The organism is Mesorhizobium sp. B2-4-18, from assembly GCF_006441385.1.
Taxonomy (GTDB): domain Bacteria; phylum Pseudomonadota; class Alphaproteobacteria; order Rhizobiales; family Rhizobiaceae; genus Mesorhizobium; species Mesorhizobium australicum.
The window spans coordinates 289,676-304,035 of sequence record NZ_VFUW01000007.1 but is presented as its reverse complement, the minus strand read 5'-3'; the positions used below and the strand labels follow the sequence as shown (position 1 = coordinate 304,035).

Genomic DNA, 14,360 nt, shown 5'->3' with positions numbered 1-14,360 from the left:
GGATGTTGTCAAAAAAGCTCAAGGTTCATGTGCTGTTTGAAAGTGGAGATGGTCGGACACCTTTTGGGACCAGCTATATCCGGCTGCTAAGGCCGCTTGGACACCCTTCAAACGCTCAGAGGATCGAACTGTCGTCCGGCGTGGAGTTGCCCGGTGAAGCAATCGACGTTGTCATTGTGGACCGCTTATGGCGTCAAGATTTGGGCGGTGAGGGTCAAGCGGATGTGCAAAACGCTCTATTCTCTGAGCTCGAATATAGAGGAATCTCTCTTGTTTACGCTCTAGATGACAATCTTCTTGATCTAAATGATGAGCCGGGGCGTGCATCTTGGCCAGGGGCGCTGCAACGGACGATATGCCGGCGCTTTATTCAAAGAGCAGTCGGCGTTATCACTTCGACTCCTAACCTGGCAAAGCGTATCGCTAAGCTGAACGGCAACGTTGCTATTCTGCCTAACCAAATAGACGATACGTTATTCAGACGCCCTAGACGGAATGCACTCCCGTCCAAACCAGAGAAGCTTCGCTTTGGATACATGGGCACTTTTACCCATCTGGAAGATCTCTTAGGCGTCATACAGCCAGTTCGTAGATTGATATCGTCAATCTCTGACATTGAATTCGAAGTCGTGGGTGTTGCCGATCCTTCAGATGTTCTTTCTGTGTTCGGGAATCTCCCTGTTCGTCTGTCAAGCGTTCCACACGAAAGTGTCGAGTATCCGAAATTTGTAGAATGGATGCAAAATAAGATAGACTGGGACTTTGCAATCGCCCCTTTAAGCAGAAGTCGATTTAACGACTCCAAATCTGACATAAAATTTCTAGACTACAGTGCACTTGGTATTCCTGCCATATATAGTGATGTGCCAGCATACAGAGATACGGTGCGCCATGAAGGCAACGGTCTTCTGATCGGTACAAATTACGACGACTGGACACGTGCCCTGGAGCAGATGGCCCAGGATGCTGAGATGCGCAGTCGCATTGCGCTCGATTGCTCGAATGAAGTGTGGCATTCGCGGGTACTGGCGGCGCACGCAGGAAAATGGGTCGACTCAATAGAACGTTTCTTATCGGAGAACCGATCGTCGCCGGGAAATCTCAGCTTCAGCGCTTATAATTTGGTCTCGTCTCAAACAGGGAGAGTTTCTTCCGACCTTAAAGCGGGTCAGGATGTTGAGGCCGCTGTGAATTTGAGAAGTGCAAAGAAGGAAAGAGCGAGCCAACAATTGGATAGGCGGCAGAAATTGCTGTGGCACATCGACCCCAGCGGTATAGGCCTGGAAATAGGTCCAGGGTACAATCCACTGCTTCCAAAAGCGCAGGGATATCGTGTCGAGACCCTGGACCATGCGCCTGCCGATGAGCTGCGCCGAAAATACAAAGGCATGGGTGTCGACACAAAACTAATTGAGGAGGTCGATTTCGTTTGGCAAGGTGAGCCACTCGATGGCCTGACAGGCCGACGAGATTATTACGATTTTGTTCTCGCATCACATGTCATTGAGCATACGACGGACTTGGTCAGTTTTGTGCAGCAATGCGAGTCTATGTTGAAGCCGGGTGGAGTGCTTTCGTTGGCTATACCCGATTGCCGGTATTGTTTCGATATTTTCCGAGGTGTAACGACGACAGGAGATGTCCTTCAAGCCTTTCTCGAGAAGCGCAAGCGCCATACTCCAGGAACCATCTTCGACCACGTATCCCTCGCTGCGTTTCTAGACGGCAAGCCGTCATGGCATCATGGGGCCAATGGAAACTTGGAATTCTTGCATACTTTCCAGCAAGCTGAAGAACTATATGAAAGGGTTCAGAGGGAGCCGCAATATTTTGATGTCCATAATTGGCGGTTCACACCGTCGTCATTTTCTTTAATTATGAACGACCTTCGGTCACTTAATTTGATTTACTGCTCCGAGCAGATTTCATTCGACACCGAGGGGTATGAATTCATCGTTAATTTAGCCAAGGGCGGCCCCCGAGGACTTGCTGATCGGTTGGTTCTGGCTCGATGCGCTCGTGCCGAGATCTCCGAATCTCACGTTCCCGCAAAGTAGAGTTGCCGTAGTGGCGGTCGCGCACAACATGCCAAATGCAGATATCGTTTTTTCCCTCGTCCGCCGAGAAGTTACCGGGCGCTACCGCGGCTCCGCCCTGGGGCTGTTATGGTCCCTGCTCAATCCCCTGTTCATGCTCGCTGTCTATACATTCGTGTTTGGTGTGGTGATGAAGTCGCGCTGGACTATCCCCGGTCAGCAAAGCGGCACAGATTCAACGGGGGAGTATGCGGTCGTTCTATTCTGCGGATTGATCGTTTTCCAATTTTTCGCGGAGGTGGTTTCGCTGGCGCCCGGTCTGATCGTTGCCAATGCCAACTACGTCAAAAAGATCGTGTTTCCGATTCAGATCCTACCCTTGGTTTCTGCCGGCGCGGCGTTGTTCCATGCGGCAGTCAGTTTGCTCGTGCTATTGGTCTTCGCCTTCATCGTTTTTGGCCAGGTTCCGCTTACGGTGGTTCTGGCACCATTGGTTTTCGCGCCTCTGATCATCATGGTGCTCGGCATAGCCTGGATATTGGCATCAATCGGCGTGTATTTTCGTGACATGAGCCAGATCGTAGCACCTCTGGTGACGGCGACCATGTTCCTTTCGCCGGTTTTCTTCCAGAGAACCTCGCTGCCCGTATGGCTCCAGCCATGGCTTTCACTAAACCCGCTCGCTATTCCCGTCGAAAGTTTCCGCGACGTAGTTCTTTTTGGTGTGCAACCGAATTGGCTGGCGCTTTGCTACTATTCGCTCGTGGCGATTGCGATCGCATTTCTCGGCTATCAATTTTTCCAAAAGACACGGCGGGGATTTGCCGATGTCCTCTGATAAGCCCGGTGCTTCCGACATCGCTATTCGCGTGCACGACATATCCAAACATTATGTCATGTTCGAACGGCCTGAAGATCGCTTCAAGCAGATGGTGGTGCCGCGGCTGGAGCGGCTGATCGGCCGTCCACCGCGTCGCTATTTTCGCGACTTCGCAGCTCTGTCGCGAGTGTCTTTCGAAGTTGGTCGTGGCGAAACTGTCGGTATCATCGGCCGCAATGGCTCCGGCAAGTCGACGCTGCTGCAAATCATCTGCGGTACGCTGCAGCCAACCAGCGGCTCGGTCGAAGTCAACGGCCGCATCGCCGCGCTCCTGGAGCTTGGTGCCGGGTTCAACCCCGAGTTCACAGGCCGCGAAAACGTCTTCCTCAATGCCTCGATCCTTGGTGTGCCCCGCAAGGAAATGGAGTGGCGTTTCGATGAGATAGCCCGTTTCGCGGATATCGGCCCGTTTATGGACCAGCCGGTGAAGACTTATTCGTCAGGCATGTACGTGCGGTTGGCTTTCGCCACCGCTATCAATGTCGATCCCGATATTCTGATAGTGGACGAAGCGCTATCGGTGGGGGATGAAGCCTTTCAGCGCAAATGTTTCGCCCGCATTGAGGATATCAAGGACAAAGGCGGCACCATCCTTTTTGTCAGTCATGGTGCGCAAACCATTGTGCAGCTATGCACGCGGGCAATCCTTCTTGATGGCGGCGAAAAGATTCTTGAGGGTAAGCCGAAGGCTGTGACCGGCCAGTATCAGCGGCTGGTAAATGCGAGTGCTGATGGCGCCGCGGAGATCCGATCGAATATCCTCTCCATTAAGGGGTCATCTCCAGATGAGCCTTCGGTGGCGAAGGCCCAGGTACGCCAGCAAGCAGTTAGTAATCCAAGTGACAGCTCCCTCTGGGCGGAACATTTGGAAGAATTCCCCGGGGCATTCACGGACATCGGCGATTATCTCGATGACGGCATGCAGTCTCAATCGATTGAGTCTCACGAAGTTCGTGGGGCACGCATTCATAGCATGCGCGTATTGACGCTCAGCGGTAAACCTGTGAACGTCCTCCGTCTTGGGCGTCGTTATGTCTTTGAATACCAAGTCGATTTCATAGCCAGCGCCCGGGATGTTGGGTTTGGAATTTGGATTCGAACCACTGAGGGTTACGGGCTCGGTGGGGCTCAAACCATTCGCTCTCCGGATCAAAGAACGAAGTCTGTGTCCTCTGGGCAATCGATCTCTGTTCGTTGGGAGTTTTCTTGCTCGATGCTTCCAGGTGTCTATTTCCTCAGCAGCGGCGTTAGCGGAACACGAGATTCCGAGCGCATCGTGATGCATAGGATTGTGGATGCGGTGATGGTAAGGGTGGCGCCTGAAATCGGATCGCTTGCGGTAGGGCGTGTCGACTTCGGCGCACAGCCCTACCTATCAACGGTTACCTCAAGGGTTGAGGATCGGTGAGCTTGTGGATGGCAGCCTGGTCGATGCGTTCGAGTCATGAATTGTGAACCAGCAGTAGCCTGGTTCCACTTTAACCGAATTGGCGAAGAATTTTGGCAATTTCAAATGAGACTGCTCGTAGGAGAATATATAACCGGCCCCCTCATTTTGCACGATTGCGAAGAATGGGGACCCGGCTTCTGGGCCATAATCGGCTTTCAGGTCGTATTGCGTCAGGTTTTCGAGATTAAATATCATAGGCTGGAAACAGATATGGAGGGAGCTTGATCGGTTCTTTGATATCTCATGATGTATTCTGTCCAGGTAGTCTTGTCTAATGAGGTCGTCGCTGTCAAGTCCAACCTGTATTCGATAGGGAGGAAGGCCAACAACATCTCGCCAGTAAGTAAAATCAATATGGTATTCGGCCGCTCGCTCAACATCCTCTGTACGAATGAAGCCGTCAACTTCGGGGCGTACGCCGAAAACTCTGATTTTATCAGAAAGGGCGAGAAACATGTCTTGGTGCCAGGGGTTGCACCAGATGGCGATCTCGAATTCTTTGACGGTCTGTGAGAGTATACGTGGAAGCACTACAGAGCGAAAATACGCAAACCGCCAGTCAAACCGTTGATCACTTGGACCGTAATGAAACCGAATTACAAAAGCCGTATCCATCGTTTCCTGCTTAAGACCGTGAGAAGAGGATCAGTGGGCGTCAAGCCGACGCCATCCGATGTCCCAATTCGAGAGTGGCATTTTTCAAGGATTGGAAACATCGGTGACGTGGTGAGCCCGGACGTGATTGAGCATGTCTCGCGTCAACGTACAATATTTTCCACTGACTCCAATCAGGCGAGGCTTTTTTCAATCGGCAGTATCGCAGGTAGCGCCAACTCTAGGACGATCTTGTGGGGGACCGGCCTCATGGACCCGGATCAGCAAGTGTCGCAAATCCTTGCCTCAAATGTGTATGCATTACGAGGCAAGCTGACCCATCAGAAGTTTAAATCGGCGGGCGTCGATGTCCCTGACATCCCACTCGGTGATCCGGGTTTTCTCGTACCCGATTTCCTTCCCCGGCTAGACTCTGAGCAAAGGTTCCGTATGGGGCTTATTCCCCACTACGTGGATCGCCAACATCCTCTTTTTCAGCGCCTTCTTCGCGAAGAGGGGGTGGTTGACGTTAATGTCCACGGCTCACCCGCCGAGTTTTTTCGCACCCTGCAGTCATGCGACGCCATAGTAAGCTCAAGCCTACACGGGTTAATATTCGCCGAGGCATTTGGCATCCCCAATCTTTGGATCAAGCTTTCGGATCGCGTCGTCAGGAGCGGATTCAAATTTCGGGATTGGTTCTCGCTGGCCAATCAGCCTCAGAATCAACCGTATGAACCAGCAATCGACATAGACGTTAATGAATTGGTGGCTCGTGCCACTTTGCATGACATGCAGATCGATCGGGCGGCTATGATTTCGAATTTTCCTAACAGCCGAATAGGCGAGCTTTCGCATGACCTTGGCCAGCGCTCTTATCAGACTTTGTCATCATGCAGGAAAAACCCTTTGCCGATTTTCGTAATCTCTTACAATCGCGGCAAATTCTTGAGAACTGCGATTAATTCATATAGGAAAATGAAAAGAAGTGTCGAAGTAATCATACATGACAACGGATCCGATGACCCTGAAACACTTCACATTCTGGATGATTTAAAATCCGAGGGGTGCATAATATATAAGAGAGAAAGAATTTTTAACCAAGATGACCTCAATGACGTTGATGAAACGATTAAAGACTATTTTTCATCATGGGCCCAGCCAACCAGATATGTTGTAACAGACTGCGACATCGATCTTTCTGTCGCGAATGCCGAAGCGCTCGACGTCTATGACGAGCTCCTTGATCGCTATACCTCAGTGCAATGCGTTGGGCCGATGATTCGCATCCGCGATATTCCACACGATTACCCACTGTTTCAAGATGTGATGAATCGCCACATTGAGCAGTTTTGGCATCGCAAGCCTGAATGGGTGGAGACTTCGCATGGCCGAATTGCCAGTATTGAAGCCCCAATTGATACCACTTTTGCGCTGCACAGAGCTGGCGAGCCGTTTAACAGAATGAAGACGGCAAGGCGTGTCTACTATCCTTTTGAAGCCGCGCACCTCGACTGGTATTTAAAGGCAGCCGATTATTCGTCCTCCGCATATTTCAAAACCTCTTCTGGTTCTATCTCTCACTGGAACAACCTAGCCGCGGACAAGCTTGCGACAAACGGGCCAACGGAGTTCGGCCATTTCATCTATGTCGACACCGATGCAAATGGAGTTTTGGTTGAACGCACGCAGTTCTTAGATCAGGGAGCACCTACTCCTTGATCAGGTCTAGCGCTCCGACCGCGCAGCCCCCAAAAAAACATCTGGCTATGCCTCGCGGCCCGCAGTATGCGATACAGCACGGCGGGGGCCGGAGATGCTGCTGGAAGTGTGATGGTCGCGAATGATTCTCGTGCTCACACACTTTGCTGGCAGTCACTCCGACAGCCTGGAGTTTAGTACTGCCTAATGAATACTTCCCTGGAAGCTGTGTTCGGGCTTAGGCCACAGATTCGGCGCGCCTTCATCATGGTCCAGGATGTGGTCATGGTCCTGGTCGCCGTGGCGCTCAGCCTTGTCCTGTCGCGGTCGGATCTTTCGTTCGGGGCGCTCTCCACGGAGGGCCTTGTCACCTGGGCCGGCATCGTGCTCATCAGCCATCTTCTGTTCAGATATTGCGGCCTCTACACCACGGTCTGGCGCTTCGCCTCGACGCCTGATTTCTTCAACATCCTGAAGAGCTGCGCGATACTGACATTCGTGCTCTACGCCGTTTCGCTGGTCGTGCGTTCCTTTCAGCCTGTCGCGGGGCTCAACGAGCGCCAGTTCATCGTCTTCCTGCTCGTCTCCTTCACCATCATCTCGGCGCCCCGGCTGTTCTACCGCTTCCTGCGTGACGGCGCGAGCTGGGGTGTCCTCAGCGGCAAGGCCGACACGGCGCGCACCAAGCAGGCCCTGTTCGTCGGGCGGCTCGGCGAGGCTGACCTGATCATTCGTTTCACGCGCACGGCGCACCCCCCCGACCATACAATAGCGGGCATCATGGCCACCGAGCATGGCGCACCGCTCGGCACGCGCATTCAAGGGGTCCCGGTGGTGGCGACCCGGCCGCGCCTGATCGATGTCCTGGAGGATTATGCGAGCGGCACCAAAAGCCTCGATCTGCTGATCTTCGGCAGCGGCGCCGAGCATGAGATCGAGGAATATTCGGAGCTGGTCCGCGTCGCGCGTCACGGCGACATAGCGGTCGTGCAGTTCGCGGGGCTTTCGCAGGTCGGCCAGGAGGGAAAGCTCGTTCTCGACGCCGTCGAGATGGAAACGATCCTGCGACGCCCGACTGTGCCATCCGACATCGAGCGCATCGGCGCCTTCGTCGGCGGCAAGCGCGTCCTGGTCACGGGGGGCGCCGGCTCCATCGGGCGAACGCTGGTCAAGCGGTCGCTGGAGCTTGGAGCCGAGGCCGTGCTGGTCGCCGACAATTCCGAATTCGGCATCTTCCAGTTGAGCCAGTATGTCGACGAGAAGCACCATGAGCGCCTCAAGGTCCGCATCGTCGATGTCGCGGACCGGCGCCAGATGACGCGCGTCGTCACGGAGTTCAAACCCGACATCATCTTCCATGCCGCGGCCTTGAAGCATGTTCCGCTGCTGGAGGAGAATTGGGAATCCGCCATCCAGACCAATGTCTTCGGCACGCTTGTCTGCGCCGAGGTCGCCGCCAAATGCGGCGTGGCGCAATTCGTCATGGTCTCGAGCGACAAGGCCGTCGATCCGACATCCGTGCTCGGCATGACCAAGCGGACCGCCGAACAGATCGTCAGCGCGCTGCACGGGACACCGGCCGGCGAACCGGGCGGCCGCCGCGCGGCCACCAAGTTCATCGCGGTGCGCTTCGGCAATGTCTTCGGCAGCAATGGCTCGGTGGCGACCATATTCCAGGCGCAGATCGAGGCCGGCGGGCCGGTCACCATAACCGACCGGCGCATGACGCGCTATTTCATGACCGTCGCCGAGGCCGTCGATCTCGTCATCATGTCGGCGGCCGATGCCGCCTCGCGGCCGGCCGGCCAGGACTACGCCGTCTACATGCTCGACATGGGCAAGCCCGTGCCGATCGTCGAAGTGGCCGAGACGATGATCCGCATGGCCGGAAAAAGCCCCTATACGGATATTCCAATCCGCTTCACGGGCATTCGCCCAGGCGAAAAGCTCCACGAGACGCTGCACGGCGAGGACGAGGAACTGGTCGAGCTCAGCATTGCCAAGATCTTCGGCCTGAGCACCGATGTCGCACTGTGGTCGGATGTCCAGGCAGCACTTGCGGCGCTGCAGCAATCCATGAAGGCCCAGGACAAGGCAGCCTCGCTCACCATCCTGGCCGATCTCGACCGCGCGACGAAGACAAGGGCGAACGCGCGGCAGGGCGCGGTCCCGAAAACGGCCGGGCAGGCGAGCTAAAGCAATTCCAGGAAAAGTGCGCAGCGGTTTTCCGTCCGGAATTGCGTGAAGGCAAGGATGAGCAATTCCAGGAAAAGTGCGCAGCGGTTTTCCGTCCGGAATTGCGTAAAGGCAAGGATGAGCAATTCCAGGAAAAGTGCGCAGCGGCGGCAAGGCGTTTGACATCGGTGGATAAGACAGATCTGCGCATTGCGGTCCTGATGGGCACGAAGGATGGCGCCGCCTTTATCGACGAGCAGGTGCAGTCGCTGCTCGCGCAGACCCATCCTCTGATCGACCTTTGGATATCCGACGACGGCTCCGTCGATGGCACGATTGCCGTCGTCGAAGCCTGGAAGCCCCGCTGGACAAAAGGTCGGATAAATCTGGTGGAGGGGCCACGGCAAGGCTTTGCCGCCAATTTCCGGTCGATGATCCTGGACCCGAGCATCGACGCGGATTGTTACGCCTTCTGCGATCAGGACGATGTCTGGGAGCCCGACCGGCTTGAAAGCGCCCTTGGCTGGATGCAGGCGTTTGATGCTGACATTCCGCTGATGTTCTGCTCGCGAACCGCGACCATGACCGAAACCGGACGCCTGGTCGGCCATTCGCCGCTGTTTAGCCGTCCGCCGTCGTTCCGCAATGCGCTGGTGCAGAGTATCGCCGGCGGCAACACCATGCTGCTCAACCGCGCGGCGCGCGATCTGCTGGCCAAGGCCTCCGCGCGCACCGGTTTCGTCAGTCACGATTGGTGGGCCTATCTGATCGTCACCGGTGCCGGCGGGGTCGTCCGCTACGATCCGCGGCCATTGGTACGCTACCGCCAGCATGCGGCAAATCTGGTCGGCGCCAATGCATCGTGGCAGGCGCGGATCTCCCGGCTGGGTCGCCTGTTCAAGGGCCAGTTCGCGGACTGGACCGATCTCAATCTTGCCGGCCTTGCCGTCAATCGCGATCTCCTTACGAAGGATGCGGTGGCGTGCCTCGACCTGTTCGCGAACGGTCGGCGAGGTTCCCTTTTCCAACGCCTGGGCGCCCTGCGCAAAAGCGGCGTCTATCGACAGACTTTCGCCGGCACCCTTGGGCTCTATCTCGCCTTTGTCCTGGGTCGTATCTGAAATCGCGGACCGCGCGGCGCGCTTGGTTGGGAAGGCGACCTCGTGCTACGCCGGCCGGATTGACGGGCATCGCTGGCGGTTATCGCGTAGAGCCCTGGCAGGGAGCCCTATCGGCCACATGAAGACAGCCAAGACAATCTTCGATCTCGCCGGTGCGGCTGTGCTGCTGGTGGCAACCTCTCCCATTCTATTGCTGGCCATTGTCGCCGTCCGGGTATCCTCGCCCGGTCCGGTGATTTTTTCACAAACGCGGATTGGCCGCGAAGGTGTGCTTTTTCGCTGCCACAAGTTGCGGACGATGTACCAGGGAACGCCATCCTTGCCCTCGCATGAGACCCCGGTGAGCGCCGTGACATCGGTTGGAAGGGGCTTGCGGAAATTCAAGCTCGACGAGTTGCCGCAGCTGTGGAATGTCCTGCGCGGCGAAATGAGCCTGGTCGGGCCGCGTCCTTGCCTGCCGACCCAGACGGAACTGATCGAATGCCGCAGGCGGCTGGGCGTTTTGCAGGCTTTGCCCGGGATGACAGGCTTGGCCCAGATCAGGGGCATCGACATGTCGAACCCGCAACTTCTGGCCGAAACCGATGCCACCTATCTCAGGACCGCGTCGTTCTGGCTCGACCTTCGGATCCTGTTTGGAACACTTTATCGCGGCTGAGCAGCCCCGCTCCTGAAGCGGAAACCTGTCTTTGAGCCGGGATCAAACAGGACGTCGAGGGTTTCGGAGGCGCGCTATCTCGGTCAGCCGCTCCAGCGTGCTGGTTTCCGGCGCCCAGCCTTCCGAGACAAGCAGCGACGGGTCGCATATTTGCGTCGCCGTCAGGCTGTCCCAGAACATCCGCTTGCCAAGCAGTGTGGCGGCTGTCCGCATTGGTCCAGCCGGCACGGTCATCAGGCGCGTCGGCCTCCGCAAGCCGCGGCGAAAGGCACCGATGACGGCAGCGACGGACACCGGCGGCTCGTCGCTGGCGAGATAGATCGGACGAAGTGGCTGGGAATGGCAAAGCAGATGCCACACCGCCCGTGCCGCGGATTGCGATGACAGCAGCGAACGGTTCGCCGTCAATGCGCCCGTTGGCATCGGCAGAGCCGTATCGGCGAGCCGCATCAGCGTCGCCAGGTTTCCTTTCATGCCGATCCCGTAGACTGGCGGCAGCCGCAATATGGCCGCGTCGGCACGGCCATGCGAGGCATAGGCGCCCAACACGGCGATTTCTGCTTCACGTTTCGAGCGCCCGTAGGCGTCTTGTGGGTCGGGGATCGTGTTTTCGTCGATGGTTGCGCTGGCACGCGCGCCGATCACGGCCCGGATCGAGGAAAGATGAATGAACCGTCCGCTTGCCTGCGTGGCGGCGGCATGCGCCAGGCGTGCGCTCAATTGCGCATTGGCTGCTCGAAAATCAGCTTCGGTGGCATTGCCCTGATCATTGTTCAGACCCGCGCAATGGACGACATCCGTAACATCCCTGGTCAGCGCCAGGAAAGCCTCGGCAGGTGCATCGTACCCCGGCATCTGCATCGCGTCGGGCCCGGCATCAAGTCTATCCGGCTGGCGGGAGGCAAGGCGAAGTTCGACGCCGGCCTCACGAAGCCGATGGACCACCTGGCGGCCGATGAAACCCGTCGCGCCCGTAACCAGGACTTTCATTGTCTTGCCCGGACCGGCTATCGGGCGGCTGGCGGAGGCGCCAGGTCTGATGGAATGGCTTCCGTCACCAGTGGAACGGCTTGGCTTTTCGGTGGTGACATCGCCTGGGCTCCCACCACTGGTGGAAGGGCTTGCCTTTCCACCAACACGGCCTGGCGCCCGCAGGCAAGATATGTTCCCGACACCAGGAAGACCATAAAGACCGAGTCCAGAATGTCATGGCCGATCAGAATGCCCGTCATGCCGGCAGTCAGGTAGGTGATCACGACGGCGACGATCATGGTGGCGCCGAACCGTTCGATCGGATCGGTGCTGTCGCGAAGGGCCAGGGCTGCATTTCTAACGGCAGCCACAAAGATCGCCGCCAGCGTCACCGCACCCAAGATTCCCGCTTGTACCAAGGCGGTCAGGAAGCCGTTGTGGAAATGACTGAAACCTGCATCCATCCCGAACTGATCCTGAAAGCCCTGCTTGATCAAGAGCCGGGTGGCACCCACCCCATGTCCAAACAATGGCATCTCATGAAATGCCTTCAGGCCGATATCCCAAAGCGCGACGCGTAGTCCCAAAGCAGTCGTGTGGTCACCATGGGCCGCCAGCGCATCCCAGTCGGAGTGCAGAAATGCGACGCGCCCCGCTATCGTCTGGAACCCGAAAAACGCGATAGCGACCGCAATCGCGGCCAGCAGCAAAAGCACGCGAACGGCATCTCTCCCTCTTAGCTTCTGCTGGTTGATCAACAGAACGGCGACACCCGCAATCAGCAGTGCCAGCCAGACGATGCGCGTACCGGAGTAGATGATGGCGATCGTTCCGCCGAGTGCGGCGCAGGCGAGGGCGATCCTGTATTTCTCTATACCGGATACGGCAGCGGCCACGCAGATCACCACCGCAAGGCAGAGGACCTCAGCAAAAACGATCGCATTCCCCGCCCCGCCCTCAGCGCGCATACCAAGTCGATATTGCTGATAAACCGCCAGCAGCAGCGCTCCGAAACAAGCCGCCATGCTGGCCAACACAATGATGCGGACGAGCGTTGTTTTTTGCGTAGTGCTCCAGGTCGAATAGGAAATGGGAAAAAACAGAAAGGTGATCAGCGGGACAAGATGCCGTGCGTCCTTGACGATCGCGTGGTTGACGATGGACGCCAGGACATTGCTTGCGCAATAGGCGTAGATCGCGATCGTTAGCGCCATCATCGCCCGGTCGACATTGAAGTGCCTTCTCTTCAAGACGATTAACAGGACGGACCATAGTCCGCCGCCATTGAACACGAAGCTGACCGCCGATCCCAGGACCGGGGGAGAAAAGAAGCAGAGAATGGAGAAGTAGACATTGATCCGCGAAGGCGTGATTTGCTGTCTTATGAATGAAAGCCGGTTCAATTTTCGGACCCGCTATTCTCGAGAAAATTTATGCGGCACATCGTGTTCGGTGAAACCCAACATGCTCACCTCGAAATTGGCCATTCATAATGCATCTTGCCCTCTCTCAAAAAGCGTATAGCGGCTGTGCCGCTGTTTCGATAGTGCGCCCTGATCGAAACCTGCGGTCGGCACCGGTTGACCCTGCAGCATCCCCAGCGATCTCGCAGGCAATATTTTTCCAGCCTTTTCCCGGCTGGAAGCTCTCCAAGCAGAAATTTCCGGGTTTTGGCGCAATCGTGGAAAATTCATTCCCGAACGGATGGCTGTCGGGCTCGTCTTGCATTGTTCTGGGCCGCGACGATCTGCTAGAACGCCCGCACGAAACACTTGTGCAGAAGCGAAGCTTTGAACCGGGCGCAAAAGGCTCGATGATTTGACGCAGGATCTTCTATTGCAAGGCATGAGAGAACGCTCACGGTCCATGGTACCAGCGATTACGCATCTGCAGCGGCTTGAAGCCGAGTCCATTCACATATTCCGCGAGGTCGCGGCAGCCTTCACCAAGCCGGTCATGCTCTATTCCGTCGGCAAGGATTCGTCGGTGCTGATGCATCTGGCGATGAAGGCGTTCTATCCGGCCAAGCCGCCATTCCCGTTTCTTCACGTCGACACCACCTGGAAATTTCGCGAGATGATCGCATTTCGCGATCAGATGGCGCAGAAGCTGGGTTTCGATCTTCTGGTTCATGTCAACGAAGATGGCGTGCGCGACAACATCAATCCGTTCGATCACGGCTCGAACACCCACACTCATGTGATGAAAACCGTGGCGCTGCGCCAGGCGCTCGACAAATACGGCTTCGACGCTGCCTTTGGCGGCGCCCGTCGCGACGAGGAAAAGTCGCGCGCCAAGGAGCGCATCTTCTCTTTCCGCAACGCCCAGCATGTGTGGGATCCGAAGAACCAGCGGCCCGAAATGTGGAAGATCTTCAACACACGTATCGCGCAGGGTGAATCGATCCGCGTCTTCCCGCTGTCGAACTGGACCGAGCTCGACATCTGGCAGTACATTCTGCAGGAAAATATCCCGATCGTGCCGCTCTATTTCGCCAAGCGGCGGCCGGTTGTCGAACGCGATGGCATGCTGATCCTCAAGGATGATGATCGCATGAAGCTACTGCCTGGCGAGGTCGTGGAGGACAGGTTGGTGCGATTCCGTACGCTCGGCTGCTATCCGCTGACCGGCGCCATCGAATCCGACGCCGACACACTTGAAGCCATCGTTGGCGAGATGCTGACGGCACGCACCTCCGAACGGCAGGGTCGGTTGATCGACCGCGATGAAGCCGGTTCGATGGAAAAGAAGAAGCGCGAGGGGTACTTCTGAC

At 56.6% G+C, this 14,360-nt stretch carries 12 protein-coding genes; 9 read left to right on the top strand and 3 right to left on the bottom strand.

The annotated features are described in order from the left end of the window. Window positions 1-2 precede the first annotated feature (2 nt). The 3 genes from FJ527_RS19080 to FJ527_RS19070 are packed head-to-tail and all read left to right on the top strand — an operon-like array spanning window position 3 to window position 4,324. Window positions 3-2,057 (top strand): methyltransferase domain-containing protein, encoded by a 2,055-nt coding sequence (locus FJ527_RS19080; protein ID WP_140618660.1) that lies wholly within the window; start codon window positions 3-5, stop codon window positions 2,055-2,057. A gap of 10 nt (window positions 2,058-2,067) precedes the next feature. Beyond that, window positions 2,068-2,874: an ABC transporter permease gene (locus FJ527_RS19075; protein WP_210241252.1), complete on the top strand. Its 807-nt coding sequence runs from the start codon at window positions 2,068-2,070 to the stop codon at window positions 2,872-2,874. Next, window positions 2,864-4,324 carry an ABC transporter ATP-binding protein gene (locus FJ527_RS19070; protein ID WP_140618658.1) on the top strand — a complete coding sequence of 487 codons (1,461 nt, stop codon included), beginning with the start codon at window positions 2,864-2,866 and terminating at the stop codon, window positions 4,322-4,324. Before FJ527_RS19075 ends, FJ527_RS19070 begins: the two co-directional genes overlap by 11 nt. On the opposite strand, the gene FJ527_RS19065 is transcribed toward FJ527_RS19070, so the two are convergent. Then, on the bottom strand, window positions 4,304-4,981 hold the full coding sequence (locus tag FJ527_RS19065) for a glycosyltransferase (protein WP_140618657.1): 678 nt from the start codon (window positions 4,979-4,981) through the stop codon (window positions 4,304-4,306). The genes FJ527_RS19070 and FJ527_RS19065 overlap by 21 nt on opposite strands. A gap of 33 nt (window positions 4,982-5,014) precedes the next feature. Here FJ527_RS19065 and FJ527_RS19060 point away from each other — a divergent pair, with 33 nt between their 5' ends. The 4 genes from FJ527_RS19060 (at window position 5,015) to FJ527_RS19040 (ending at window position 10,615) form a co-directional block, all read left to right on the top strand. After that, on the top strand, window positions 5,015-6,682 hold the full coding sequence (locus FJ527_RS19060; RefSeq protein WP_181166397.1) for a polysaccharide pyruvyl transferase family protein: 1,668 nt from the start codon (window positions 5,015-5,017) through the stop codon (window positions 6,680-6,682). Between the two features lie 186 nt (window positions 6,683-6,868). Beyond that, on the top strand, window positions 6,869-8,857 hold the full coding sequence (locus FJ527_RS19055; RefSeq protein WP_181166396.1) for a nucleoside-diphosphate sugar epimerase/dehydratase: 1,989 nt from the start codon (window positions 6,869-6,871) through the stop codon (window positions 8,855-8,857). Window positions 8,858-9,024: 167 nt separating this feature from the next. Next, window positions 9,025-9,957: a glycosyltransferase family 2 protein gene (locus FJ527_RS19045; RefSeq protein ID WP_140823834.1), complete on the top strand. Its 933-nt coding sequence runs from the start codon at window positions 9,025-9,027 to the stop codon at window positions 9,955-9,957. A 118-nt stretch (window positions 9,958-10,075) separates the two neighbouring features. Continuing rightward, window positions 10,076-10,615, top strand: a complete 540-nt coding sequence (locus FJ527_RS19040; RefSeq protein WP_140823833.1) for a sugar transferase — start codon at window positions 10,076-10,078, stop codon at window positions 10,613-10,615. A gap of 42 nt (window positions 10,616-10,657) precedes the next feature. Here the strand turns inward: FJ527_RS19040 and FJ527_RS19035 are convergent, their stop codons facing one another. Continuing rightward, window positions 10,658-11,605 (bottom strand): NAD-dependent epimerase/dehydratase family protein, encoded by a 948-nt coding sequence (locus FJ527_RS19035; protein ID WP_140823832.1) that lies wholly within the window; start codon window positions 11,603-11,605, stop codon window positions 10,658-10,660. Between the two features lie 17 nt (window positions 11,606-11,622). Then, window positions 11,623-12,990 (bottom strand): O-antigen ligase, encoded by a 1,368-nt coding sequence (locus FJ527_RS19030; RefSeq protein ID WP_140823831.1) that lies wholly within the window; start codon window positions 12,988-12,990, stop codon window positions 11,623-11,625. Between the two features lie 89 nt (window positions 12,991-13,079). Here FJ527_RS19030 and FJ527_RS19025 point away from each other — a divergent pair, with 89 nt between their 5' ends. Both FJ527_RS19025 and cysD read left to right on the top strand, forming a co-directional pair. Continuing rightward, complete coding sequence (locus FJ527_RS19025; protein ID WP_140823830.1) at window positions 13,080-13,409, top strand: hypothetical protein; 330 nt, start codon at window positions 13,080-13,082, stop codon at window positions 13,407-13,409. 44 nt (window positions 13,410-13,453) lie between these two features. Then, a complete protein-coding gene (cysD, locus tag FJ527_RS19020; protein ID WP_140823829.1) occupies window positions 13,454-14,359 on the top strand; it encodes a sulfate adenylyltransferase subunit CysD in 906 nt (301 codons plus the stop codon). Window position 14,360 lies beyond the last annotated feature (1 nt).